Origin of the sequence: Legionella lansingensis (assembly GCF_900187355.1) — a bacterium.
Taxonomy (GTDB): Bacteria; Pseudomonadota; Gammaproteobacteria; order Legionellales; family Legionellaceae; genus Tatlockia; species Tatlockia lansingensis.
This window is the reverse complement of record NZ_LT906451.1, coordinates 2,026,422-2,050,779: the sequence shown is the minus strand read 5'-3', so window position 1 is coordinate 2,050,779 and position 24,358 is coordinate 2,026,422. Positions and strand designations below refer to the sequence as shown.

Here is a 24,358-nt window from a genome sequence, read left to right as displayed (position 1 = left end):
ATAGAGAGTGGAATTTTACTTTGGGGATCTACGCTAACATGTTAACTAACATAGGAAAACAGTCATCTAAACGATTGACTATATTGGCTTAAGTGGTTTAGCTAAGGATAGTGGTAAATGATTCGAGAGCGTTTAGCAGCGTTTCAATATTGGCCACATCTAGTTACGATAACCATCCTGATCTTATCTTTTGGTGGATACCGGTATTTTGCTTATCATTTTACCTGGTCTGATGACGCTTATGTTTCCGCCAATATCGTTAACATGGCTGCAATTGTTGAAGGCCCCATTACTAAAATCTATGTCGTTGAAAACCAAAACGTGAAAAAAGGCGATAAACTAATCGAGATCGACCCAAGACCATATAAATACGCGATGGATAAAGCCTTGGCCGAGCTTAACATAGCGAAATTAAACTACGAGATTGAGAAATTAGCTATAACAGTGGCGAAGGAAAAGTTAGAGCAAAATCTATCTGCAATTGCTCTAAGTAAAGATCATTATCAACGCTATCGGAAATTGCTAACGGAAGGGGCCTTACCTGAAATCCAGGTCATTAATATTGAAGCGAGAATAAAAGAGCAAGAAGCGATGGTCTTGGCTGCAAGCCAAGATCTTAGAATAGCAGATAAAAATTTTGATGATAATGCTGTTTTGGCAGCACAAGCTAAATACAATAAAGCGCGTTATCTGTATGAAAATACCACAGTGGTGGCATCCGTCGATGGATACATTACCAATTTTAATTTATTACCCGGTCAATACATAAAAACTGGTGAGGGCTTATTTGCGGTGGTTGATACAAGCCAATGGTGGGTGGTTACGCGCTATCGAGAAACCGTGATTCGGTTGATTAAACCAGGTGACAAAGCAAGAATTAAACTTGATATGTACCCAGGTAAAGTTTTTCATGGTCATGTGAACAGCATTGGTTGGGGGATCAATCGAGTGCAGGCCGGAGAAGTTGCCCCTTCCACATTGGCCTACCTGGAAGCAACTGAGGATTGGATTAAAATAGCCCAGCGCTTTCCTGTGCGGATTTACATTGATAATCCAAGTCCTGATTATCCGCTAAGAATAGGAGCTAGCGCTACCACAATAACTTATCCTACGAGGTAGTGAGAATTGATAGACTAATACCACATACCCTTGAAAACAGGGCGGCATTACGAACGGCTATTGCAGCGGTTAGTGCAATCTTTATTGCCTTTGCCTTGCATTTAGATAGACCTTACTGGGCGGGCATGACCGTGGTCATTACTTCAAATTTGTATGTTGGTAGTATTATTGATAAAGCCATTCTACGGGTTGTTGGTACGATAATCGGGGTATCCATTGGCTTTTTGTTAGCAAGGATGGTTGCTAACAGTTTATTTCTTTACCTCGTGGTCAATTTACTTCTGATTAGTGTTGCCGTTTATTATTATAACTTTAGCTCCCATGCGTATTCTTGGCTTTTAGGTGCTTTGGGCGCTTTTTTTGTTGTTGCCCAATTGGCTATTAATCCTGAGGAGGCTTTTTACATCGCATTGTGGCGGCCGATTGAAATTGGGCTGGGTGTACTCGTTTCTGCCGCTGCCGCTTTTTGCATTTTTCCAAATCGTATTGGTGATAATATGATCAAAGATGTGTCTTTGATCTTTGATTCCGTAAATACTCTCTTAGAGCAGTTAGAGAAATCTTTGTTAACCGGAACACCCTTCTTGGAAGAAACTAAAAAAAGCAATGTGCAACTCAAGAAAAAAATAAAAAAATCAATAGAAATGTTAGGCTTTATGCGGCGTGAATTCGGTATCAAAAAGGAAAAGATCGATCAATTCCGGGCATTGCTTGATTTATTTTACGATCTAGCCCGAGCCGTTACCTATTTTATTAATGTTTATCAAGGGGTAAAAGAGCGTTTTGAATTTGAGCAAGAAATGAATGATGTTTTCAGAAGTATGTACCATGATTTAACTACTCTAGAGAAAGCCTTCTTTGCCAGTTTACCTACGTCTGAAAGCTTACAAACAGGTATGGCCATCGAGGCTTTCAATAAGGCAATAGAGAAAGGGAGTCATCAGGAGGAGAAAACCAGTCCTTATTTTGATATTTTGTCGTTCTTTCAGCAAATTAATTATATTTTCAATAGCTTAGGAAATATCCTGATTCTTCATGAGGGTGTAGACCAACCTAAAAACAAATTAATTAGCCGTCAACAACAATTAAGTGGTGATCCAGATGTCATTCAGCACAGCCTTAAAACGGGTCTTGCAGCTGTTCTGGCTCTTGTTTTTTGGATTATAAGCAACTGGCCTGGCGGTATTAATGGGATAATTAGCAGCATTGTTATTTCTATTCGCAGAGACTTATTTGAGATGAAAAATATCAGCGTGCATCGATTACTCGGATGCATGCTTGGTGGTTTGGTCGCTTTGTTTCCTATTGGTTTTTTCCCGCTTGACTTATACACCTTGCTACTTATCCTTTTTTTCCCAATTTGGGTTTTTAGTTATTTTACCTTTAAGTCCGCAAAATATAGCTATATTGGTTTACAAGCAAACATTGCTTTAGTGATTTGTTTAGCTCAAGCAGGAGGGCCGCCCACTGATCTGTCGCCTCCTTTAGAACGATTCGGGGGAATCATTATTGGTATTTTTGCTTCTTTCCTAGTTGGCAATATCTTATGGCGTGCTCACCCTTTGGCGCTCTTTAAGAAAAATATAAAAAAAGTGTTTGCTTATCTTACTGCTAACATGGAGGCTTTGTTTATTGGGAAAGGAAACTTGTATGATTTGACCCATCTGTTTTGGCTTACCCGGGGTTTGATGGAATCAATTGATGAGGAAGCACTTAAACCAGCGGTGCATGTGGCTTTCTCTGTGGATAAAAAAAATTACACGCAGTTGGCGATCATGCAAGCTACTTTGAGTCAAATTTATCGCAGTATCAATCTAGAAAATGCTCACCTTTTTGCCACCGAGCTAGGCATAGAAGCTGAACTTCGCTCTATAGAGCAGGAATTGGTCACGCTATATAAAGAAGAGAAAGTAGATAAGAGAGAGGAGATTAAACATAGAATCACAGATTATTTTGCAGCTATTGACTTAGTTCCTTATGAGGGAACCTCAAGCAAGGCGCTCAATTTTCTAGGTTACCTCAGGGCTTTGAAACAATTACTGTCTTTATGTTCTAATTTTAGAGAGACGACAGTATTGTAGCCTGGGTGCAGCGAAGCGGAACCCGGGTTTCACCTTGGCTGCACCCAGGCTTGTATCTTTAAAAAGTGGGCAGAAAAGCTTAATCTCAAGGGCACTTGGGATGGGAGAAGAGATCTTGTACCCAGGCAAGGCATAAAGCCTGATGTGTAGATTAGGACCTTCTCCCCACTTATCAATCGACCGAACAGTATCTTAGGCCGCTCTCATCAAAGTAAGCCTGTATTTGCAAGCTTGGTCAACGATAAATAACCCCAAGTATTTTTACAGCCATTGGAGATTAGCATGAGTGCATATGAATTTGTAGGTATTGATATTGCCAAGGATAAATTTGATAGTGCTCTAAGCATCGATAATCGCTATAAACATGCTGTCTTCTCAAATTCAAAGAAAGGCTATGAAGATTTCCTTAAATGGCTTAATCAATATGCATCATCTCCTTGGGTGTGCATGGAAGCAACAGGTCATTATAGTGAGGGACTTGCTGATTTCTTAGTGGAGAAAGGTGTTCGCGTCAGTGTTGTAAATCCCTTCCAGGTTAAGAGTTTTGCTAAAGCCTGCCTAGCCCGTAATAAAAATGATACGATTGACGCCAAAATCACCGCTCAATTTTGTCAACGAATGGAACCACGCATTTATCAATCCAGCTCTGCAGAGCAAAAGGAAATCAAAGAATTAACCAAAGTATTGGATATGTTGAAAGTTCAGGTTATTCAATTAACAAACCAACTGCATAGTATTAGAGGTCGTGCGGCACAGAAAAGCTTAAAGAAAATGATAGAAAAGCGTAAGCAAGAAATAAAAGCGATTCAACAACAAATTGATGAGTTAATTAGCAATAATCAACAACTTCAAGAAAAATTGGACTTGTTACTTTCTATCAAAGGCATAGGCAAACTCACTGCTTATTATGTGCTGGCACGAATGCCTGATATCCAGTGCTTTCAAACAGCCAAACAATTTGCCGCCTATATAGGTATCACCCCCAAACAACATCAATCCGGCTCTCTCATTGGCAAAACAACTCTCTCAAGACTCGGAGATAGTCGATTAAGAAAGGCTCTTTACATGGCTGCTTTAGTCGCCAAACGCTACAATAAAGCTTTGGATGGCTTTGTCGAAAGACTCCAATGCAATGGAAAAACTCCAAAAACTATAATTTGTGCCGTGATGCGTAAATTGGCTCATATCATTTTTGGAGTCCTAAAAAATAAGCAACCTTTTAACGAAAATTTAGGTTGCTTTTGAAGACAGTATCTACAAACTGTTAATGATGATGTGTACTTCCATGTGTAGGAGGGTAAGAGCTGTCATGATGATGTGTACTTGCATGTGTAGAGGGGTAAGAACTGTCATGATGATGTGTTTGAGTAACTTGGCTGTGACTATGATAACGACTATCACCAGTGATGGAAACAGAAGGGACGGAAGGGTAAAAACTGGGGGAATAACTGGTGCTATAGGCATCAGTATAATAATTACCAGTGGAGACTCTATAGGAGGGACCTCTGAAACAACAAGGCAATACACAGATTGCACCAATCAGCAATAACACCCCCACTATTGGGAAGCCAGCGCCGATAACAATTCCTGTGGTGGCGGTAGCCGCAAAGGCGGTTGCGGTGACAGCGGTGGTTTTGAGGGCGAGTGCTAGTGTAATGCCTAAGGCTATTACCGCCGCTGTAGCTAATGCGGCCATGCATTTTAATAGAAAGTAATAATCAATCTGTTTTGCTAGTTCGCTCAGGTTTGCCATTTTAGTCACTCCATGTAAAATTTAATCCGCTCTATCTTCGTTTTCTTAATCAAAGGAGTCAACAATTTTTGCATCAATGGGCTAACTTAATAGGGATCACTCATTGATTCGCTTCGATATTTTTATTGTTGATTAAAAAAATAATTACATGGTTAAATCAAATTTGCTAGAAAAAAGGATAAACCATGGGCAAAAGATAAAGAGAAAGAAAATATTGAATTTATCGCCCACAAATCCTAACCTGGCCCCCGGAGTTCGGATACCTGTCTTCGCGGGGATAACAATTTTGAGGATAGTATGTAATCTTAATGCAGCAAAGCGTGATGAAGGAGTTTCATAACCACTATTATCTCCAAACCTGTCCCAAAGGAGTCTAAACTTAGCATGATGGATTATCACTAAACCAAGGAGAGGTATGAAAATTTATCTCGTCCAACATGGAGACAGTTTAGCCAAGGAAATTGATCCAGAAAGGTCTCTTAGTGAACAAGGAATGAAAGATGTTAAATCGCTAGGGTGCTTTCTTTCTCTGCTTAACATTGATGTTGCACACCTCTATCACAGTGGAAAATTTAGAGCACAACAAACGGCAGAACACTTAGCTGTAAATATTGCTATTAAACATGGCATTGAATCAAGAACAGGTCTTGATCCTCTTGATGATGTCATACCGATGGCCAAAGAGCTCAATCAATCCAATCAAAATCTAATGCTAGTCGGACATTTACCTTTTATGGACAAACTTATCAGTCAACTTGTTACCAACAATGAACATCACTCATTGGTTTCGTTTGAACCGGGCAGTATGGTGTGTTTGGAAAAAACAGAAGAACACCACTGGCGCATTGCCTGGATGATCCGCCCTGAATTATTGGGGAGTCTTGCTCTTGATTAGTGCTTATCGAATCAGATTTGAATGATTTTAAAGATCACGCCAGAGTATCGCTGATATAATTCCTTCATCTTGAAATATTTCTATTACATCAGTTATAGAATGCAATGCAACATCATTTACTACTAATTGATAAATAATTCTTCTTCCACTTTTGGTATCAATATAACCACCAAATGATTGGCCTTTTAATAAAATACCTTGTGGGGAACCTTGTATATACGTTCCAGTTTTTGCATGTACTTCCCCTTTTGCCCCTATAAGGGTAGGGTTAGTTTGAAATTCAGTCACTGTTGCAAGTGATCCATCAACGCCTAGAACAGGAAGAGCATCAAAAAATGCCGAGAAACTGGGAAGCTGAGTCATTATTTTTAACCATTCAGTTACAACTAGATTCGTTGCAGTCGTATTTCCACCACCACTACCATCCATGAAAGTAAATTGATTGCTAGGTATATTGTGGTGCGTCGTTAAGATGCTTTTTTCAACAGCTAATGCTTCCGCCATATTATTTACGCCTTGAGTAAGCCCAAATAGTATCAAGCTCACATCGGCACCGATATTATAGCTCACCTTAAGAATAAATTTTGCATACTCAGAAAAAGGGGGCGATACCAGTTCAGTAATGGGAGTGTAAGGTCCAATCGGTGGGGTTGGATTTTGAGCAATGGAAGAAGCATCGATCATAACACCAGCGTTTTTAAGCGCCTCAATAAAAACAGTACGCGCATAATTTGCGGGTTCCACTACTCTAAAGGTTTGTACAAGAGGAAATTGATAAGTAAACGGCGGAATGAAATTAATGGAGAGATTGCCAGTTACTTGACCTTGGCAAGGTGTGGTGCCTATACAAGAAGGAAGCTCTGGGTCTAACTTATAACTTGTTACAGTGTTTGGATCCGTAGTCAGAAGTTCAGAGGTTATAGTAAAGGCTGCTGAAACCGGACGCCAATTAACCGATGCAAGATTTCCGATACGAGTAGGCTCCATAGAGACATCAATAACATCATCATTTACAAAAATCGGCCTCACATTAAACTCATTGCGATATCTGAAAGGCACAAAAAGTCTATCATCAATTATCACATTGCCAGTAACACGTTTTATCCCAAAATCATATACGCGCTTTGCCAAGGTCTTATATCCTGCGAGTGGATCAGGGCTTGTGAGGATAGCATTACCCAGTGTATTTGCTTCATTGTGATCAAAATTAGAAATAGCAATAGTACCATTAGGTAATGTACGTCCTCCCATTGTTAAATCACCCGAAGCAATAAGAATTAAATCACCATTTAATACACCGTTAGCATCTAATGTTCCTTTATAGATAAGAGGGGTACGAAATCTGTAATTTGACCCTACCTGATTAAGTAATGCACCTACAGAAAATAGTTTTCGGACTGAGCCTATAAAAAATTGGTAGTGCGGTCTTAAATTGATTAATACACTTCCGGTCTTCAGATCAATAACACGCAATCCCCATTTGGAATTTTGATATAAGGGTTTATTTAATATTGCATCTATGTCCTTGTTCTTTTTAACCAAAAGAACATCTTGAGAAGCAGGTACAGAACAATATGCTGCATTATTGGAGGTCTGACAAATTTTGGGGCCTTCGTGTATATTCCCTTTCATTGCAGCTGCATTGATTTCTAGGATAAGGATACAGCCGGTACCTGGAAGAAGATTAAAAGAGTGCTGGCATGTTCTTTGCCCAGTAGTAATTTGTCTAACCCCAGAAGGAATATTAGTCAATGCATTATTCTTGAGAGTGAACGGTGTATTATTAATAACATCATACTTTGCCTGCACTTTTTGATTATTAATAAGGATGCTAGGAGCTTTCTCAATGGCATTAATAAGGAGAATTGACTTGGCTTCTATGGAAAAAACTTGAAGTAGTAAAACAGCAAAGATGAGATGTCTACAAATGTGCATAACCTAATTTCCTTATAAGGAATAATTTTTTGGTTCTTATGATATGTCATGATACGCCATCTCTTTTAATTTTTTATGCACTAGATTCATAGGGTTGATACGTTTAGTAAAATTTTGTAATAAATTTGAAGCAATTGATTATATTTGTGGTCTAATTGTTGTATCTATTTCCAAGATAGTAAAATCGTAGTATTTTAGGGTGAGATTTAATTAGAGAAGGGATTTTTTAAAATGTTTAGAATAGTAACGGGACTGATAACGGGTGGATACTTGAGGCCTGCTGTTACCTCAAGATTTATCAGAGGGGTGAGCCATTTTTTTAGTAGCAAGGGATGGTTATGGGATGCGTTAAACATTAAGCATTCATGGTTGAAAATTCTTCCTGGTAAAGAGCCACATTCTGTAGAAGGCACGGCAGCTTTAAAAAAATTGATCACGGATGAAACGACTAATGCAGAAAATATGTCAGTCACATCATTAGCGAAAGGAAAAAAAGTAGTCGGATTCTCCCCCGCCCCAGGTGTAGCTGATCATACCCTTGTGTTTGATAAGATGCCTAGTACACCTAATTTTAAAACCCAAGTGATTCCTAAAATTACTGTGAAGGGTTCTAAGCTGAGAGATTTTGAGCTTTCAGAAGGTATAGAGACCTGTTTATCTGAAAAAATAGATAAAGAAAGTAACGCTTATCTAATCCATATGCGTTTTCTAAAACCAGTTAATCGGCATGTAGAACATGCTTCCCAAGAAAAATTGTCTGATATTTTTTCTTATAAGTAATAAAAGTTGAAGGAGGTCGCTTGTGCTTTTAAATTTAGCACCAGTACCTCCTTCCAGTGGATTAATTAAAGATTATGTTGACAGGTCTTGCTGTCAAGTTCTTTTTCCTTCGCTCCGTCTCCTAAACAAATCACCTCGGATTTATTTTTGTAGAAACTATACATGGTGATAACGTTATCTCCATTTTCTTTTCTTTCAGAGATCTTCTGACAGTTGTATATATGCCTCCTATCATCTTGATAAATGATTTTAACTGAAGAAAAGTGGAGTAAGGAGAGCATGTCAGCTGGATTCATATAGACCTGATAAACACCCCCTTTACCCTTATCAACATTAGCTTTTGCTTCGCTAAAGGCAACTCTGATTTTGTGTTCCAACTCCTTTGGCACTGATATCAAAATAAGGGATGCTTTACGGCCAAGTGTAGGATGTGCTGCGATTTGTAACAATTGGTAGTAATCTTCAATTTTTCCTGTTCGAAGACCATTGGGAACAGCACACCATTGCGTATGGGCTAGCGGTAATTTGATATCCTTTGTACTTTCTTGCCAAAGATTGAGCAAATTATCGTCCAATTGAGCGTTTATCAACTGTTCAATTTTATCTTCTGATACTTTTTGTGCTTTCAACTCGGCTGCTAGCCTATCAGGAAACACTTTTCTTATTAAGCTGATAAACTTAACTAACTGCTCTTTGTCTTCAGCCAAATCACATGCTGGATGTGCAAATAAACTTTTGATTTGGTGAAGTAATACAGTGGAGTTGGTATTTTTTTCTGCATCAACCACCAAGTTTAACAACATGATTCGATTACGATTTGGCAGGTCAAGCTTTTCTCTGACTTCTTCAAGGGTATGCTCCCGATGATCATCAACTTTATAATTTCCTTTTATTTGGTCATCAGCAGCAAGGGTATCCATACCAGGGCTTTTTTTCCTTGATTCTAATACTTCATAACATTCCTTATAGACACAATATACAATTTTCATGCTGGCAACATAATCCTTCGAAATTAATGATTCTCTTGATTTGCTAGCAAACCTCTTTTCCATTTGTCTTGTGGAATCTTGATTTTCTGCATTTTCAGGTCGAGTATTATTCCCCGTGAAATTGAACCCTAGTAAATTTAGAACGCCAGAAAAAATATGAGATAAGAGCCCATATCCTTTCACTGTCGTATAGACAAACGCTCTTGTGTGTTCATCGGTGCGCAGATTAACATTTCCAGTAAATACCCGAGCTTTATTTGGATTCCACTTTGCTTCGAAGTGGTCTCTTGTATCATTCCCTTTGGGTTCAAGCTCCATCTGGTCATTGAGCTGGGTTTTTGTTAATATCTCTTCGTTATTTACTGGTTCATTGACTTCCTTTCCATGAGGGTTATGAACCGGCGCATGATAAGTCCGTTGATGAACTCTTTGACGAGTTCTGGTAATAACAGGGCGAGGAGCCCGAGTCACAATTCTAAACATGATACACCTCTATAAAATATTACTGTTCAATAGGAATAGACCTCTTGCATAACTGGTAGATTTTATTTGAGTGGAAGGTATCAATGTTTCGAGGAGCGGAGTTTACATGAAGTAAATGAGCACCGCAGAAACATTGATAACGCAGCAATCAAATAAAAGATGTCGGTTATGCAAGAGGTCTAATGGTATCTTTTTAAAATTAAGGGATTTTGATTGTCGCTACGTATTTTTTACATTTTTAGATTAAAAATTAATTAGTTTGATTATTTATTAAAACAGCTAAAATAACGATTTAATCATACATCACTTTTTCTTATCGACAGTTGAAGAGAGTTATCAAATCTCAATAGTGTAGGGATAATCTGACCACTGCTTTCACACTTCAATTTTTTTCTAATGTTTTCAAAATCTTTTTCTACAGTACGCTTTGAAATGTCTAATATTGCTGCTATACGACCTAAATTAAAACCATAATAATAAAGATAAATAATTTCCTTCTCTCGATAAGTAATCTCTTTTGAGGCTAAAAAACTAAAAGGAAGTTGATTAAAGTCAAATGCATTGTCATTAATAAATTGCGGTAATTTTGATGATTTATTGGCAGACTTTAAAATCCTTTTTTTTAAACTTAATTTAGATGTTTGTTTTTTATGTTCAAAAAACTCATTGGCACTGATCATGAAATCTTTTGGCAAAATTAGCGTATTTTCTTTAGTTATTAATCGACGACATCGAGCAGCCATGTTTTCGCTAATTTTATTTAATATATCTATATTATTTAATACAAAATTATTTGCCTCAATTGGATTGGAAAAAGAGGCAATAGTGACAATTTCTGTAGAAAAATTATTAGAAAAAGTATTTCTTTTTATAAAATCAACAAAATAAGAATAACCTCGATTAGTTAATACTTGCTTCATTGTATCAGCTAACAAACAATCATGAGTAACATCAGAAGAATAAAAAGTGCTGTCTATTATCTCAATATCACTCATTATTTGCTCAGCATACAGTTCTTTATGAAAGAGATCGTCTAATAAATATTGTTCTGATGCTAATTGAATGTAACGTCCAGTTAGATCGTAATACATATATCCCCAATGACAAATTGGAGTTTCTTCAAAAATATGACGATAGAGTTCAGTAATCCAACTCGTGTACATTTTCATTCTTGAAAACTTATGCATAGGAAAAATCTCAAAGCAGTTATTTATAATTATAAACTAAAGGTTTTTCTTCTATTACAGACGGGATTCTCTGGAACAGAGATAAATGCATAATGCGGTTATTACATAGTCCCACTCATATTTCCCTAACCGATTTCAATTATAGTAAATCCATAAGACAAAAGTTATACAAATTGATAATAATTTAATCTTATTTTTGCATCTACGTTTCGAAATAAATGAGATTAAAGTGTTTAAACGTTGTTGGGAGTATTTGTATGCGCCGGAAATTCGAATATACCTTATCACTTGATAAGTCGTACCAATCCTTCAAAGCCAAAGTGGACGTGATAAAAGCAGCCCAGCTTGGCCGAGAGTTAACGATTAAGCAAAGGATGAAAAACGTTGCTCAGCATGTGGCAGAAGGCGTGAAAGAATCCCTGGAAGACATTACCTCAGACCGAGACAACTCATCCAATAGCTCTCTTAAAACAAGAGCCTCAGAAATGGTTGGGTCTTTCAAAGAGCATATGTATGCCCCCATGAAAGAAGGTCAGGAATTATTTAAAGAAGCGGTTGGGAAGGTATCCAATCCTAATATTCTGTCTTTAGAAGAAGCAGTGCAATCGCTGTATCAAGCTATGAAAGATGGCCATTACTATTTAGCCATTAGTCAACTTGAGGCCATAGAGCGTCAGTATCCTATTCGCGATAAGAATTACTACGACGGAGGTTTGGTCAAGTCATTTCTTAAGATGCGAGAAGACGTCATTACAATGCTTTCGGAGGTTGCAGGTCTCGATCAGGACAGCAAGGAAAAGGTGACAAGATACCGTCAGCGTTTATTTGAAGAAAAGAAATCAGCCCTTGTAGGGATTTTGAGGTTGCGAAGGATGGGTCAGAAGACGACAGAAAGACGTTGGAAAAGGTATTCGAAGCGGTTGATTTATCCAAAGCGCATTCTAAAGAACGGCTAGAGCGCATGCGCCGGCATATGAATACTGATAGTCGCTCATCCATGGACTATTTGATGGCTGTTATCAGCAAGATTGAATTTAATGAAGGAAAAACAGACATTACAACGAATGAATTTTACCAAATGGCGCTGCAATTGGTAACGGTTGGTTCCAAGATAGCGGAATCGACGGTGAATCTTTCAATACTCAAAGGGTTGCAGCATGCTGGAGAGTATTTAACCGAATGGGCAGAAGACAAAAGTGAAAAAGACATACTTTTAGCGCCCTTGAGTCAATTCCATGCGAGCTTATCTAAGCGTATCGAATACATTGAGGCTGAGACGTCTTACGCTGCCATCATTGAAGAAGCCAAAGAGAAAAAGAATTATAAAGAGGCTGCGGGTCGCTTATTTGAATTAGCGCAAACCAAGAAAGAAAAGAAAGAAACGATGATAACCTCTTATATGCCACCGCAAATGGCAGAAGGGGAGCGTATTCAAGCCATTGCGAAGGCAACGGAGACTAAACTTGAAGAGCTATTTCATGAAGCCTTTAAGACAGACATAGGATTAGAGAGCGCAGAGCTGCTTCAAGGCGATGCTGCAAAGACGGCGTCAGGATTGACAGGCTCCGTGACGAAAGCCGTGGTGGGTGGTGTGGCCGGTTTAGCCAAAGGATTATTGCCTAAAGCATTTGGCATCAATGAAATGGCTGAGGGCAAACTCAAGGAGTTGGGGGATAAATACTTAACCAATCCTGCCACAGAGAAAGTGGAATCAACCCTCGATCAAACTGAAGGCAAGAACAGAGCGACGTTATTGCAATTCTTTTTATCGCTGGAGAAAACAGAAAGACAAGCGGTAGCTAAAGCCTTTTCCGAACTATTAGCAGCGACCTTCCCCTATGCAATGGAGCATATGGTTGTGAATCAATACGATGCGGCTTCCATGGACAAGATAGCGAATAAATTGGTGGAGACTTCGCTTTATAGATGTTCGAAACAGGGCACGAACGAAACGAACGGTAACAGGAAAAGCTCCAACACTAACTAACACAACAACTACTACTGTTACTTCAACACAAACAGGATATTCGAACTATAACCCTAATCGGTTTTACCAAAAACCATCCGATAACAATAATCAGGCTAATAAGGAGCCAACGGATAAGGAATCCTATCAATCGACAACTAACAAACAGTAAGCTCTTCAGTTTACATTGGAAGTAGTTATGATCCTGGTTGACGTGATTGCGGCAACCAGGATAACAATGTTTTTAGGCTGTCACTACAAGGTTAAGCAGTCATAAAACTGCAGAAAAGAGCACGGCTGGGTTTACACCGTGTGCGAGGGTGCTTCATCCATGACAGGATTTTCCGCTTCTGTTATAAATTTTGCTTTTCTATCTTTCCAGGATAAGGTTTGTATCAAGCTTGCAGCAACAACTGAAGATTGATCCAAATTATTTACTGGAACTTCTGTACTTCCACCACGGATACTGGTGCTAATTGCGCAGCAAATGATTAATCCTGTTGCTTCATTATACTGTTTTGAGGATAAAACCAAGGTAGGGCGGTATTTTCCTATTTCTTTGCCTTTTGTTGGTTCAAAATCACAAGCCATATAATATGATTTCGTTCTGGTATATAGGATTTTGCCATTACTGTTCAACCTCATTTGGTAAGGGTGAAGCCAGTAAATCGGCATGAGCTTTTTCAGGTGATAACCCTTTCAAAAGATCCACTTCCTTAAAAGGAAACCGATTTTTTCTTTTGGATTTTGTCACTGTAAAGCCATCTTTAGTAACTTCTATATCTACTTCAGTGCCTTCTTTGAAGTGGGGTATTTCACGCATCACACCACCTATGCGTAATGCTAAACCGTTACCCCACTTTTGAATTTTTGCAAGCAAGGCAGCCTAGTTGTTGCAACCGAGTTTTATTAGAAGCAGCGAAGTAAGGGCTATCGAACTCTTGCCAGATATAAAAAACTCAAGGAAATAATTCGATGCAGTAAGTCATTGACGCGGAAGAGCTTTCGAGTTTAACTAAGCTAAATACTAGGGATTACTTAAATCTTTATGAAAGCCGCGATTATTGAAAAATATGGTGATTGTAATCAATTAACCATCAAAGAAATACCTGATCCTGCTCCTCGTAACAATGAGGTTTTAGTTAGAATTAAGGCCTGTAGCATTAATCCTATTGATTGGAAGATTCGCTCTGGCGCCCTACGTTATATTTATCCGATTAAACTCCCAGCAATTTTGGGCTTTGACTTTTCTGGGGTAGTGGAAGCAGTGGGCAAAGATGTTAAGACTTTGCAAGTTGGGGATGAGGTTTATAGCTGTTCTAGCAAGAAAGAAGGGCAGGCTTATGCACAATTAATTGCTGTAAGCGAGGCAAGCCTTTCTGTGAAACCAAAGAACATGGATTTCAAACAAGCTGCAAGTGTGCCTTTAGCCGCGATGACTGCGTTACAGGCGTTAAGAGATAAAGGAGCGGTTAAACCTAACTATCGCGTCTTAATTCTTGGTGCTTCTGGTGGTGTTGGCATGTTTTCTGTGCAAATAGCTAAGTTGTTAGGAGCAAGGGTTACAGCCGTTTGTAGTACTGCGAATGTGGCCGTCGTCCAATTGTGGGGAGCTGATAAAGTCATTGATTATAAGAAAAATTCCCCTTTTATAAGCGAAGAAAAATACGATGTGATTTTTGATTGTGTGTCGGCTTACAGTTATTCCCAAGCCAAGAAATATCTAACTAAGCATGGTATTTATATTGCTACCTTGCCAAGTCTCTCATTGATTTTTAACAGTATTATCAACAAATTGACACGGAAAAAAGCAAGGATCATTTTGCTGCGAAAAAATAAAAATGACTTGGATACGATTACGCAATTTATTGAGGGAAATAAATTAAAAACGCATATCGACAGTGAGTTTAATTTGCAAGATATTGGTTTAGCTCATCAACGCAGTGAAACTCATCGGGCCGTAGGAAAGATAATCATTAATGTAGAAAATGATTCTGAGACCTCATCATAGCAAACGTAAGTTGGGCCTCGGCCCATAGCCGTCAGGCTAAGAGTTTAAAAGCACTCTCCTTCGCAGAAGTCAAAGGTCAAAAGAGGTTTCTTTTTTGAATCTTTGATAGCAAAGAGGGAGAGATTTTCATAGAAATCATTCAAGAAATGCTTTAATCGATAAGGAGACATGAGGGCGATAATCAATCCAGTAGCCTTGGAACTTAGTTGGTGACAGGCTTTATAAAAAGAGAGTTGTTTGCCTTCTATGTTGCGCATGGGATTGCATAGCAAAAACAAAAGCATCATTGCAATAAACTTACCATAGGTTTCAATAATCACTCGAGCAAACTTTTTAGTTTTGATAGAGTCAATATGCATTAAGGATTTACTTAATTTAAAGAGGAGTTCTACCTGCCATCGTAAAGCATACGTTTGATGAATTGCTTTATTATTGATTTGAGTTTCAGAGGTATTGGTAATATAAATAGACCAACTTTGTAAAGCCAACGATTCCTGGTTTGGTGTGGAACCACGGCGACGATGATCTTTTATAAGTCTTCTCCGCCTTTGCTCGGCAATGACTGGTGGTAATCGTTGAGCGACCAAGCGGACAGGAATTTTATGCGTTGCTCCCATAAGGACCTGCTGAGAAAAGAATGGTGCAGCATTCTCCAAGGTAACGAGTAAATCAAAAGGTTTCTTATCTTGTGTTAGAAGTTTAGTTCCGGTGAGCAAGCGGCTTATGAAGAAAGCGTTTTCTTCCATAATTTTCTTAAACGTGTTCAGTTTAAAATAACCTAAATCCATTAAATAAAGAGCTCCTTTTTCAATAGTATTAAAATAATTATCAAAGCCCTGATCGTTATCACAGCCCGAAGTTAGAGTAAGCTCTTTTATTTGTCCACCAAGATAATCAAACATCATTTGGATTTTCATAGCGGAACTGGATGCGGCTCCGCCACTGCCTTTAAAAAGCTCATTCAGCGCCTGATGTAAGGATATAGTACTGCTATCAATGATGTTAAGGCTACTAAATTGCTCCAATCCTTGGAGTTGAGGTAACTTTTTCATTTGAAAGTGCTTTAAACAGAATAATGAAAAGGCTTTAAGAAATCCGGCTGTTCGTTCGTTAAATCGCTCATGTAATGATTGTTTTTTGATATAAACTTTTTGCGTTTTTACCAATCCACAGAAAAGTTCCAAATTAAAATGTTCTGAAAAACAGAGCGTTATCAATGATTTTATAAAAACACTAGGTGTCAATTTTGAACGGCGTTTCTGAAAACCTGTTTCCTTTCCTATCCGATCCGCTTCATAAGTAAAAAATTTAAAGATTTCTTGAGGAATATTTGATAGGGTATCCAGCAGCATAGAGTCCCTTTTGGTTGTTTTCCTGGCGGGAAAAAATTTAAAAGGGTACTCTAGCTTTTTTTATTATTATTTCAATAAGTTAAACAAACAATTTCTTTCTTAGCCTGACGGCTATGGGCCTCGGCCCGACGATTCCTTGATTAAACTAAGGGACGATTACTTAGGTGCTCGAATAATTTAATTGGCTACTAGGTACACAACCTTCACCCTTTAATAACGTCACATACTCCTCTTTCTGCAGCTTAATAGCGTAATCGATTGGTTGCAGGCCATAGTGCTTATCAGGTTCATGTAAATTAGTGTTAGGATATATGAGCAGTTCTTTAAACACATCCGTTTCATTACAGTCCATGGCAAAGCAGAGTAAACTAGGGGAGTCTGGAGCGGAGTAATTGATATCAAGCAACTCTTTTTCTAAAAGATATTCAATAATTTCCAATTTTTCCTTTGAATCTAGTTTGTTACTAGCGATCGCGGCTTTCGCATAGTTATAATTTTCTTGAAGGAGATTATTCTTGCTGGCAATTGGATTTGCACCATAGTCATTAATTAGTAACTCTCTGATTTCATCATGACCTGCACTTTGAGCCTGTTTAAGCAAAATGGCATCTTTAAAAGGGAGGCCATAAGAGTTTCTTTCCTGTACACTATTTAGGAAGGAGGGATTTGATTTTATTTGATGAGAATTCATTTCTTTTGTGATAAAGCCAATGCTATCAAAGGTAGGAATGTTCTCTTTCTCATTACCAAACATATCAAATGAAATCGTATCGCCAAGAATTTCATAGATATAGCTTGCAGCCTGCGGATCAGATAAAGCAAAACTGCGAATAGCTTTATGATTTGGATCCCTTATATAAATCATGCCATCCCTAACAAGAGCCGCGATGGTATGATTCGAATTACTGCACTGCAATATAATGTTGTTTGGAAGTTGGCTAAGTAATCTTGTAATTCTGGGCTCATCAAATTTAAAAGTTATTTTTCCAACGTTTTCGAATTTAACTTTCTCAGAACTGCCGTCTACAATGAATAGGCCCAAGAGATTAAATAATGTTCTTAAATCGTTAAAATTTTGTTTTCCACTATTGGTGAAGTTATTGTGTATGGTTAATTTGGTCAGGATCCAGTGAAATTTGTTTTTAGTTTCGGAATCAAGATTTAGGCCTTTTGAAGCGACAAGATTGTCATAAAATGAAAAGAGATCTTGGTAGTTACCAGAATACAGGTGAAAAATATCAAAAACTGCAACGAAATTACATATTCCTCGCGGATTAACCTGAACATTCACACCTGCCTGGAGCAATGCATTTTGAAACGCATCGATTAAATTTCCTTGCTCGAAACTATGCATAACGGCATTCCATTTCTCCCTGCATGATAATATTATAGCAAAATGAGTAATTATGGATCATAATGGACGGCTATTTTGTATCTTTGTTGGGTGCTAAGAGGAAATGAGTTCAAACACAAGGTGTATTAGGGGCTAATTCCGATCCACTGCGTTGTCTGACAAGCCCAACCTGGATTGGGGGATATCATATAATTAAGGAAACCATCCCATGAATTTTTTTATAAAAGGACAACTTATTTCTACCTCCCTAGCTATAAGTTATACTCCTCCGCATTGATGCTACTGGGAGTATGTATGCCTTTTCATCTTATTGCTGATTGGTTAGCGCAGGAAGCTAAAGCGGGTTCAGTAAGTCCTGACAGAGCTGTTTTATCGACAGTAACTTCAGCAGGTATTCCTCATAGTCGTGTTGTGGCAATAAAAACAGTTGAGAACGAGAGTGTTTTATTTTTTACGCAACGAGGAACGAGAAAGTTTGTCGAGTTAACGGAGAATCCACAGGTCTCAATGACTTTTTGGTTCGCAATGCAACAACGGCAGATTATTTTGGAAGGCATCGCTAAGCCGCTTTCATTGCAAGACAATGAAGCTTATTGGCAAGCTCTACCACGAGAACGTCAATTACGTTTTTCTGCTTATGCGCCTACCTCGGGTAAACCTATTGTTTCTCTCGTTGAGCTAGAAGAAAACCTTGAGAAACTTAAGAAACAATATCAAGATTCCCTCTCGCTCCCATTGAGCGAGTTTTATCGCGGATTTCGTGTGATCCCCGATACCTTGTATTTTTATACCTTAGGCTCGGAATCATTTTCTGAATCGATAAAGTATTCCAAAAATACCACTGGTTGGCATCAACAATTACTTTCGCCTTAGCCAGCAGGGGTTCTTGCTTGGATCTTAAAATGAGAGGATTTCTCAGAGCTTGGTTACTTGCAACCAGGATTTTTTATTCTTCGTTCGAGTGATTAATCCCGTTTGCAACCAAACGGGATACCTTGCTTGTGCTGATGCTATGCTTATTCCTTATAAATACCAACATGGAAAATTATTTATGGAGCATGAAGTAACCATCATTGGTAGTGGCATATTAGGTGCGGTTTGTGCGCATCACTTGGCAAAAAAAGGCGTTAAGGTTTTGATACTTGAAGCAGGAGCACCAATATCAACACCTCCGGGTGAACATTTGCGCAATCAGCAAAAATACCGGGAACATCCAGATCAATTTTTTGATGAAATTGAGACATACTGTCAATTATTTGATGTTGATGCGCCGCCTGAAGGCCTACCAGGGGCCAACATTACTCATGCCTATGGTGGGCAAGCCACTTTATGGACGAACAACTGTCCCCGTCCAGCCAGGCACGAACAATGGCCTGAATTTGATGACATGAATATGAATGAGTATTTAAGTCGTGCTGAAAACATATTGCATGTGCAGAAAGATTTATTTGATTGTTCAATAAGACAAATGAATTTATTTGCTGCTATTGATCCCATTTTACGCATACAAAATCGAAGCTTAGCTAAAGTTCCTCTGGCGGGTAGAAAACGTAAAAATAATGACATTGAGTTTACCTCAACGTTACAGATTCTTGATTTGCCTAAAGAGGTGAGAGAGTTGATTACCATCCAAATGAATACGGAGGTGATTGAATTATTGCATAACAAGTCAACTATTTCTGGATTAAAAGTCAAGCAAAATCAACAGTTGAAAGACATTAAGGCAAATAGGATTATAATTGCTGCAGGGGCGTTTGATACAACCCAGTTGCTATATAATTCGCATATTCACTCAGCCGCATTAGGACATTATTTACATTTTCATCCTTTGCATCTTGCTCAAGTGGTTCTGAATAGCTCATTGGTGGCTACGGATGAGATTGCTGATATACCACCCAGGACATGTATATATCCAACGCCCAACTATCCGTGGCATGCTATGATTCTTCGCGATATTTTTCCGAATGTTTCTACTGAAGTTATTGATGAGAATAAATTAATTGATTTTCAATATTTTGTTCCTATTGATGTACAAGAAAAGAATCGAATGATTTTATCGAAAGATAAGCCGAAATTTGAGGTACGATTAACTGACAACGACAAACAAATAATAGATGCCGCGATGAAAGATTTAAAATCCCTGGCTAATCACTTAGGACGCTACAGAAAAGGCTGTGAACCCAGATCGATGGATTTTGGTTTCACTCATCCTATGGGCGTGTGCCGCATGGGAACTGATGTCAGCAACAGTGTCACCAATTTAAAAGGTAAAGTCCATGGTTTCAATAACTTATATCTTGCGACTGTGGGTTTAATACCAACGAAAATGGCAGTTAACCCAACCCTAACTGCTGCGGCTCTAGCCTTAATAACAACCGATTACATCACTGAGGAAGGTTTCAGATAAAGGCGTTGGGTCAAAATATCCCAAAGTCGAATCTTTGCAACCACCCTTAACCAATCTCGTCATTACATTACAACGTATCTTCACTCTTTATAAGCTAACGTAGACTGTTTGCTTTCAAACAGGATTTTATTCTCCATTCGAAGACACGATTGCATGAGGAGCAACTTTGCACCCTTATTGTATATTTAATATTCACTTAATACGGATATTATACAATAAAACACTGAAAAATTTATCGCGAATAACATGATTAATAATGAACAAATCCAAGACATGCTTTTAACTGATGAAAAAAAATTAAGTGATTTTCAATCAGTATTCCCAAAATCAGAAGGAAAAAGATGGGGGTTTATTGGAAAAATTGAAAAAGAAGAAGGAATGTATTTGGTAAAACGTGAGCTTGGAGGCTACGAGACTGTAACCACTGCGGTTGAAAATGACATGATCGTTTTAGAATGTCTCAGTGCTACTTTAATAAAATTAATTTTAGGGAGTTCCTTCGCAGCTGAGACAGCACCACTAAGACTTGATTGTGAAACGTTTACTCGCCATATAAAAACAGGTGAGGGGAGTGAGTTAGTTACTGAGACGCTCCCTGTGGGTGATTTTTCGAATTATGGATTATTTTCCAAAATATTAACGTCTGATAGCTATCAAAGGAATAAAAAATTAATTTCCGATAATGATGAGTTAGTAAAATTATCATTAATCGTTTGCTTACTTGGTATATCTGATGTGAAACAAGAGCATTTAATATGTCATTATAAGGATGAAGGCTCCTATTTAAAAAAACATACTGCTATTATTGATTGTGCTGCAGATTTAAATGGACATAATCGCTCGTTAGATTTTATTCTGACAGGAAATAAAAAAATTTATCCTATTAATCCAAAAGATTATGGTGTCGTTTTAAAAATATTTAATCGAATAATAGATATTGAATTTCATTTGATGCACGCTGTGGATAGGTATAAACACATTCAGGTTTCTGAGTTGTGCGAAAATTCAGTTTTAAAAAATAAGTTACATTTGCTCGTTAGTCATATAAAAAACTGTTTACCTCAGCTAGAGACGAAAATCCAATCAGCTATCTTAAATGGAGATTTGAAATTAGACCAATATGTTTATTTGGGGTTGGCTCGCTTGCTGGAACGATTTCCTGAGAAATATCGATTACAAATTTTATATAGTAATATAGCTATTTTTAAGAAAGAAGATGAAGAGGCTCAAGAAGAAATTTTAAAACTTCTGACTGTAGATGAACGCGAATTATTTATGCATTTAAATAATAAGGAGAATTCATCGATGCCTTCAATTGCCGAGAGTCATTATTCGCTTTTTAATTCTGATAAAAAAGATGAAAAACCACCTTCGCTGAATTTAACAGCTATAACAGCTAATGGGAGGGGTCAAGTCTTTTGATAATAGTATTTAATTTCAAGCTGAGCTCTGGGTTTACCTCTAATTTTTTAGATACCATGAAAATGGCATTTGCTACTCCACCATAGTGTGATAAACCAAATGCTTCTGTGATTTCTTTTAAGCGGTAACCCCATATTGTTTTGGCAATATACATGGCAATTTTCCTGGGTGTATTTTCGCGCCCCCTGCCTTTTTGAGACCGGATAGTTGTTTCAATACTCTGAGAAAACTCTTGAGCCGTTTCTTTGATAATAAGCAGTATTGGAGGTCTATTTAATAATCTATCCTCGCGAGGAATCTCTTTCGATTGATTTAAGACTTTTAGACTACTTATAAATAAATCACTTCCTAGAACTGGAGATTTGCGCTCCTTATGGTAAAAGACTTTTATTTTATTATTCAATTCCGTTTCATTCATAAATAATCGATAGGCTTCCATCTTATTTGAGGTATTTGTTAATTGACCATAAATTTCTGATTGAAACAGCCAGGTTGGAGGAGGGCAAGTACCAATGTAAGCGGGGTAACTAGACCATTTATATTTTCTTAACTCATCAACCATCCTTGCTTCCAAGGGATTAAGATGAATATATTTTGAGAGATGTAAAAGATAGGAGTCTGAGTCGACCAAAATAGATTTGTAGCGACCGCGAAATAAAGGGCCATCCGTTATATTCAGACGATTATACCGTTGAGTGTATACACCATTTATATGCCGCATAGCTCTGCTAAGATTGCCAGATGGGGTTTTAATCAACAAATGATAGTGATTTGTCATCAAGCAATAGGCATGTATTTCAATGTTAAATTGGAGATGAGCCTCAGAAATAATACTAAGAAACAACGTTCTCTCTTGGTCATTGTTGAAAATTTTTCGCCGACCAGCACCACGATTCATAACATGATAAAATGCATTTTCATATTCAATGCGTTGAGGTCTGGACATTATAAACGTACTCCAAGTCTTTCCATGCGAACTTGCAATATCATCCTAACCGAAATTTATATTGAAAATATATCCTTTTATCAAAAGACTTGACCCCTAGCTCTTTTTAAAAACTTTGAAAATTATAGAACAAGGGTTAGAGTATTATGTTGTTGATTGAGTGCCCCCGTAAATGGGAAAGACCCGAATTTGGAGCTAGAATGCGCCCCCCATGTCTTCGGAATAGATCCTAAATGCATGGTGGCCAGAGGCAGAATCGAACTGCCGACACGAGGATTTTCAGTCCTCTGCTCTACCGACTGAGCTATCTGGCCGAAGAGGTTGCTATTAAACTCTGAGAATGCTTTTGAGTCAAGTGGCCTTATTACCTTTTTATGAAAAAATCCTGAGAGAAAAATGATGCTGGTTAATTTGCCTTCTTAATGGTGTGAATTTGTTCGTTTTGCTTTGAGAGTTATTTTTGTTGTTGGTAAGCAATCGCTATTTCAGCTCCCAAACTGGCGTTGTTCTTGATTAACTCGATATTGGCTTGCAGACTTTGTCCCGCGGTCAACTCAGCGACGCGTCGCAGTAAAAATGGGGTAATGGCTTTACCTTGAATGTGATTAGCTTCTTTTTGCGCTTGCTTGATGATAGGCATGATTTTCTCATCAGGTATTTCCGCTTCTTTGGGGATAGGATTGGCGATAACGATACCATTGTTTAATTGTAGTTTCTGCTGATAGAACATGAGGTTTGCGATGTCCTTTGCGCTGTCTAAGCGGTGTAGCAGTGGGAGACCGCTGGAGTGACTATAAAAGGCGGGGAACTCATCCGTGCGGTAACCAATAACGGGCACACCATGGGTTTCAAGCACTTCTAACGTTTTAGGTAGATCCAGAATGGATTTGGCTCCAGAGCAGACCACGGTTATGGGGGTCGAAGCCAGTGCTATCAAGTCAGCTGAAATATCAAAATTTTCTTCAACACTATGATGAACTCCCCCAATGCCTCCCGTAGCAAATATAGATAGACCTGCAAGATGTGCACAATACATCGTTGCAGCAACCGTCGTACTCGCTGAAATTTTACGACTGAGGACAAAGGCGATGTCTCGGCGTGAAGCTTTAATCACTTCTTCACTATTTGCCAAGTGCCTCATAATGGCTTTATTAATGCCAATATGGATTTTTCCTTGATGCAAGGCAACAGTGGCAGGGGTTGCTCCTTTGTCACGGATAACTTGTTCAACCATCTGAGCCGTTATCAAATTATCAGGGTAGGGCATACCATGAGAAATGATGGTTGATTCTAAGACGACAATAGGTTGGTGTTTACAGATTGCTGTCTTAACCTCCTCACTGAAAGTGAGTGATTCACTGGGCATGATTTTTTCCCTTATTCCTTAGCCACATAGCCAGCAGGTTTTTCAGAACCCTCACCAAAAAAATACTTATTCATTTCTTCATTTAGAAATTCACGTGCTTTAGGATCAATCAAACTTAGACGATATTCATTGATTAGCATCGTTTGGTGTGCTAGCCACATTTTCCAAGCTTGTTTCGATACATGGTTGAAAATCTTTTCTCCTAAGGGCCCAGGGAAAGGTGGATTATCCAATCCTTCGGCTTCTTGTTGTAATTTGCAGCAGAAAATTCGCCTCGTCATAAACTACCTGAACTTTAAAGACAAGTGTTGA

General features: G+C 38.2%; 22 protein-coding genes and 1 tRNA gene. 11 read left to right on the top strand and 12 right to left on the bottom strand.

Going from position 1 to position 24,358, the window contains the following annotated elements:
* The first annotated feature begins 117 nt into the window (after positions 1 to 117).
* From CKV79_RS09320 to CKV79_RS09310, 3 genes are all read left to right on the top strand, one after another.
* Entirely contained in the window at positions 118 to 1,119 is a 1,002-nt protein-coding gene (locus CKV79_RS09320; protein WP_028374078.1) for an HlyD family secretion protein, read from the top strand.
* A complete protein-coding gene (locus CKV79_RS09315; protein ID WP_051546249.1) occupies positions 1,119 to 3,200 on the top strand; it encodes an FUSC family protein in 2,082 nt (693 codons plus the stop codon). The genes CKV79_RS09320 and CKV79_RS09315 overlap by 1 nt, the downstream gene beginning before the upstream one ends.
* Before the next feature lie 282 nt (positions 3,201 to 3,482).
* Entirely contained in the window at positions 3,483 to 4,445 is a 963-nt protein-coding gene (locus CKV79_RS09310) for an IS110 family RNA-guided transposase (protein WP_095141706.1), read from the top strand.
* A gap of 19 nt (positions 4,446 to 4,464) precedes the next feature.
* Here the strand turns inward: CKV79_RS09310 and CKV79_RS09305 are convergent, their stop codons facing one another.
* A complete protein-coding gene (locus CKV79_RS09305) occupies positions 4,465 to 4,953 on the bottom strand; it encodes a hypothetical protein (RefSeq protein WP_051546269.1) in 489 nt (162 codons plus the stop codon).
* A gap of 415 nt (positions 4,954 to 5,368) precedes the next feature.
* On the opposite strand from CKV79_RS09305, the gene sixA reads away from it, so the two are divergent.
* Positions 5,369 to 5,848, top strand: a complete 480-nt coding sequence (gene sixA, locus CKV79_RS09300; protein ID WP_028374196.1) for a phosphohistidine phosphatase SixA — start codon at positions 5,369 to 5,371, stop codon at positions 5,846 to 5,848.
* Positions 5,849 to 5,875: 27 nt separating this feature from the next.
* Here the strand turns inward: sixA and CKV79_RS09295 are convergent, their stop codons facing one another.
* A complete protein-coding gene (locus CKV79_RS09295) occupies positions 5,876 to 7,783 on the bottom strand; it encodes a D-alanyl-D-alanine carboxypeptidase/D-alanyl-D-alanine-endopeptidase (RefSeq protein ID WP_231950087.1) in 1,908 nt (635 codons plus the stop codon).
* A 231-nt stretch (positions 7,784 to 8,014) separates the two neighbouring features.
* On the opposite strand from CKV79_RS09295, the gene CKV79_RS09290 reads away from it, so the two are divergent.
* Positions 8,015 to 8,563 carry a hypothetical protein gene (locus CKV79_RS09290; protein ID WP_028374195.1) on the top strand — a complete coding sequence of 183 codons (549 nt, stop codon included), beginning with the start codon at positions 8,015 to 8,017 and terminating at the stop codon, positions 8,561 to 8,563.
* 65 nt (positions 8,564 to 8,628) lie between these two features.
* Here CKV79_RS09290 and CKV79_RS09285 read toward each other — a convergent pair whose 3' ends face one another.
* Both CKV79_RS09285 and CKV79_RS09280 read right to left on the bottom strand, forming a co-directional pair.
* Positions 8,629 to 10,035, bottom strand: coding sequence for a hypothetical protein (locus CKV79_RS09285; RefSeq protein WP_028374194.1), 1,407 nt, complete (start codon positions 10,033 to 10,035; stop codon positions 8,629 to 8,631).
* 296 nt (positions 10,036 to 10,331) lie between these two features.
* Positions 10,332 to 11,198 carry a helix-turn-helix transcriptional regulator gene (locus tag CKV79_RS09280; RefSeq protein ID WP_231950086.1) on the bottom strand — a complete coding sequence of 289 codons (867 nt, stop codon included), beginning with the start codon at positions 11,196 to 11,198 and terminating at the stop codon, positions 10,332 to 10,334.
* A 281-nt stretch (positions 11,199 to 11,479) separates the two neighbouring features.
* On the opposite strand from CKV79_RS09280, the gene CKV79_RS09275 reads away from it, so the two are divergent.
* Positions 11,480 to 12,178 (top strand): hypothetical protein, encoded by a 699-nt coding sequence (locus CKV79_RS09275; protein WP_028374192.1) that lies wholly within the window; start codon positions 11,480 to 11,482, stop codon positions 12,176 to 12,178.
* Between the two features lie 17 nt (positions 12,179 to 12,195).
* Positions 12,196 to 13,209 carry a hypothetical protein gene (locus CKV79_RS09270; RefSeq protein WP_131796117.1) on the top strand — a complete coding sequence of 338 codons (1,014 nt, stop codon included), beginning with the start codon at positions 12,196 to 12,198 and terminating at the stop codon, positions 13,207 to 13,209.
* A 282-nt stretch (positions 13,210 to 13,491) separates the two neighbouring features.
* On the opposite strand, the gene CKV79_RS09265 is transcribed toward CKV79_RS09270, so the two are convergent.
* Both CKV79_RS09265 and CKV79_RS09260 read right to left on the bottom strand, forming a co-directional pair.
* On the bottom strand, positions 13,492 to 13,779 hold the full coding sequence (locus CKV79_RS09265) for a type II toxin-antitoxin system PemK/MazF family toxin (protein ID WP_197697226.1): 288 nt from the start codon (positions 13,777 to 13,779) through the stop codon (positions 13,492 to 13,494).
* Positions 13,780 to 13,816: 37 nt separating this feature from the next.
* Positions 13,817 to 14,011, bottom strand: a complete 195-nt coding sequence (locus CKV79_RS09260; RefSeq protein WP_051546267.1) for an AbrB/MazE/SpoVT family DNA-binding domain-containing protein — start codon at positions 14,009 to 14,011, stop codon at positions 13,817 to 13,819.
* Between the two features lie 225 nt (positions 14,012 to 14,236).
* On the opposite strand from CKV79_RS09260, the gene CKV79_RS09255 reads away from it, so the two are divergent.
* Positions 14,237 to 15,199, top strand: a complete 963-nt coding sequence (locus CKV79_RS09255) for an NAD(P)-dependent alcohol dehydrogenase (protein WP_035916192.1) — start codon at positions 14,237 to 14,239, stop codon at positions 15,197 to 15,199.
* Between the two features lie 44 nt (positions 15,200 to 15,243).
* Here the strand turns inward: CKV79_RS09255 and CKV79_RS09250 are convergent, their stop codons facing one another.
* Positions 15,244 to 16,551 carry an IS4 family transposase gene (locus tag CKV79_RS09250; RefSeq protein WP_095141691.1) on the bottom strand — a complete coding sequence of 436 codons (1,308 nt, stop codon included), beginning with the start codon at positions 16,549 to 16,551 and terminating at the stop codon, positions 15,244 to 15,246.
* A gap of 160 nt (positions 16,552 to 16,711) precedes the next feature.
* Complete coding sequence (locus CKV79_RS09245; RefSeq protein ID WP_028373959.1) at positions 16,712 to 17,905, bottom strand: ankyrin repeat domain-containing protein; 1,194 nt, start codon at positions 17,903 to 17,905, stop codon at positions 16,712 to 16,714.
* Positions 17,906 to 18,199: 294 nt separating this feature from the next.
* Between CKV79_RS09245 and CKV79_RS09240 the strand changes: the two genes are divergently transcribed.
* The 3 genes from CKV79_RS09240 to CKV79_RS09230 all read left to right on the top strand — a co-directional run bounded on the left by CKV79_RS09240 (position 18,200) and on the right by CKV79_RS09230 (position 21,734).
* Positions 18,200 to 18,778 carry a pyridoxine/pyridoxamine 5'-phosphate oxidase gene (locus CKV79_RS09240; protein ID WP_028373960.1) on the top strand — a complete coding sequence of 193 codons (579 nt, stop codon included), beginning with the start codon at positions 18,200 to 18,202 and terminating at the stop codon, positions 18,776 to 18,778.
* A gap of 49 nt (positions 18,779 to 18,827) precedes the next feature.
* Positions 18,828 to 20,312, top strand: a complete 1,485-nt coding sequence (locus tag CKV79_RS09235; RefSeq protein WP_131796111.1) for an FAD-dependent oxidoreductase — start codon at positions 18,828 to 18,830, stop codon at positions 20,310 to 20,312.
* Positions 20,313 to 20,558: 246 nt separating this feature from the next.
* The gene (locus CKV79_RS09230) at positions 20,559 to 21,734 is read left to right on the top strand and encodes a hypothetical protein (protein ID WP_028373962.1); all 1,176 of its coding nucleotides are present in this window, start codon (positions 20,559 to 20,561) and stop codon (positions 21,732 to 21,734) included.
* Here the strand turns inward: CKV79_RS09230 and CKV79_RS09225 are convergent.
* The 4 genes from CKV79_RS09225 to CKV79_RS09210 all read right to left on the bottom strand — a co-directional run bounded on the left by CKV79_RS09225 (position 21,709) and on the right by CKV79_RS09210 (position 24,327).
* Positions 21,709 to 22,680 carry a transposase gene (locus tag CKV79_RS09225; protein ID WP_028373963.1) on the bottom strand — a complete coding sequence of 324 codons (972 nt, stop codon included), beginning with the start codon at positions 22,678 to 22,680 and terminating at the stop codon, positions 21,709 to 21,711. The genes CKV79_RS09230 and CKV79_RS09225 overlap by 26 nt on opposite strands.
* Before the next feature lie 238 nt (positions 22,681 to 22,918).
* Positions 22,919 to 22,994 (bottom strand) — tRNA-Phe (locus tag CKV79_RS09220).
* 140 nt (positions 22,995 to 23,134) lie between these two features.
* On the bottom strand, positions 23,135 to 24,046 hold the full coding sequence (locus tag CKV79_RS09215) for a pseudouridine-5'-phosphate glycosidase (protein ID WP_028373964.1): 912 nt from the start codon (positions 24,044 to 24,046) through the stop codon (positions 23,135 to 23,137).
* 11 nt (positions 24,047 to 24,057) lie between these two features.
* A complete protein-coding gene (locus CKV79_RS09210; protein ID WP_028373965.1) occupies positions 24,058 to 24,327 on the bottom strand; it encodes an oxidative damage protection protein in 270 nt (89 codons plus the stop codon).
* Positions 24,328 to 24,358: the final 31 nt, after the last annotated feature.

Excerpts from the sequence above, each read along its gene's own strand:
- CKV79_RS09320 (WP_028374078.1), top strand. The coding sequence starts at position 118 with ATGATTCGAGAGCGTTTAGCAGCGTTTCAATATTGGCCACATCTAGTT.
- CKV79_RS09310 (WP_095141706.1), top strand. The coding sequence starts at position 3,483 with ATGAGTGCATATGAATTTGTAGGTATTGATATTGCCAAGGATAAATTT.
- CKV79_RS09305 (WP_051546269.1), bottom strand. The coding sequence starts at position 4,953 with ATGGCAAACCTGAGCGAACTAGCAAAACAGATTGATTATTACTTTCTA.
- sixA (WP_028374196.1), top strand. The coding sequence starts at position 5,369 with ATGAAAATTTATCTCGTCCAACATGGAGACAGTTTAGCCAAGGAAATT.
- CKV79_RS09295 (WP_231950087.1), bottom strand. The coding sequence starts at position 7,783 with ATGCACATTTGTAGACATCTCATCTTTGCTGTTTTACTACTTCAAGTT.
- CKV79_RS09290 (WP_028374195.1), top strand. The coding sequence starts at position 8,015 with ATGTTTAGAATAGTAACGGGACTGATAACGGGTGGATACTTGAGGCCT.
- CKV79_RS09285 (WP_028374194.1), bottom strand. The coding sequence starts at position 10,035 with ATGTTTAGAATTGTGACTCGGGCTCCTCGCCCTGTTATTACCAGAACT.
- CKV79_RS09280 (WP_231950086.1), bottom strand. The coding sequence starts at position 11,198 with ATGTACACGAGTTGGATTACTGAACTCTATCGTCATATTTTTGAAGAA.
- CKV79_RS09275 (WP_028374192.1), top strand. The coding sequence starts at position 11,480 with ATGCGCCGGAAATTCGAATATACCTTATCACTTGATAAGTCGTACCAA.
- CKV79_RS09270 (WP_131796117.1), top strand. The coding sequence starts at position 12,196 with ATGAATACTGATAGTCGCTCATCCATGGACTATTTGATGGCTGTTATC.
- CKV79_RS09265 (WP_197697226.1), bottom strand. The coding sequence starts at position 13,779 with ATGGCTTGTGATTTTGAACCAACAAAAGGCAAAGAAATAGGAAAATAC.
- CKV79_RS09260 (WP_051546267.1), bottom strand. The coding sequence starts at position 14,011 with ATGCGTGAAATACCCCACTTCAAAGAAGGCACTGAAGTAGATATAGAA.
- CKV79_RS09255 (WP_035916192.1), top strand. The coding sequence starts at position 14,237 with ATGAAAGCCGCGATTATTGAAAAATATGGTGATTGTAATCAATTAACC.
- CKV79_RS09250 (WP_095141691.1), bottom strand. The coding sequence starts at position 16,551 with ATGCTGCTGGATACCCTATCAAATATTCCTCAAGAAATCTTTAAATTT.
- CKV79_RS09245 (WP_028373959.1), bottom strand. The coding sequence starts at position 17,905 with ATGCATAGTTTCGAGCAAGGAAATTTAATCGATGCGTTTCAAAATGCA.
- CKV79_RS09240 (WP_028373960.1), top strand. The coding sequence starts at position 18,200 with ATGCCTTTTCATCTTATTGCTGATTGGTTAGCGCAGGAAGCTAAAGCG.
- CKV79_RS09230 (WP_028373962.1), top strand. The coding sequence starts at position 20,559 with ATGATTAATAATGAACAAATCCAAGACATGCTTTTAACTGATGAAAAA.
- CKV79_RS09225 (WP_028373963.1), bottom strand. The coding sequence starts at position 22,680 with ATGTCCAGACCTCAACGCATTGAATATGAAAATGCATTTTATCATGTT.
- CKV79_RS09215 (WP_028373964.1), bottom strand. The coding sequence starts at position 24,046 with ATGCCCAGTGAATCACTCACTTTCAGTGAGGAGGTTAAGACAGCAATC.
- CKV79_RS09210 (WP_028373965.1), bottom strand. The coding sequence starts at position 24,327 with ATGACGAGGCGAATTTTCTGCTGCAAATTACAACAAGAAGCCGAAGGA.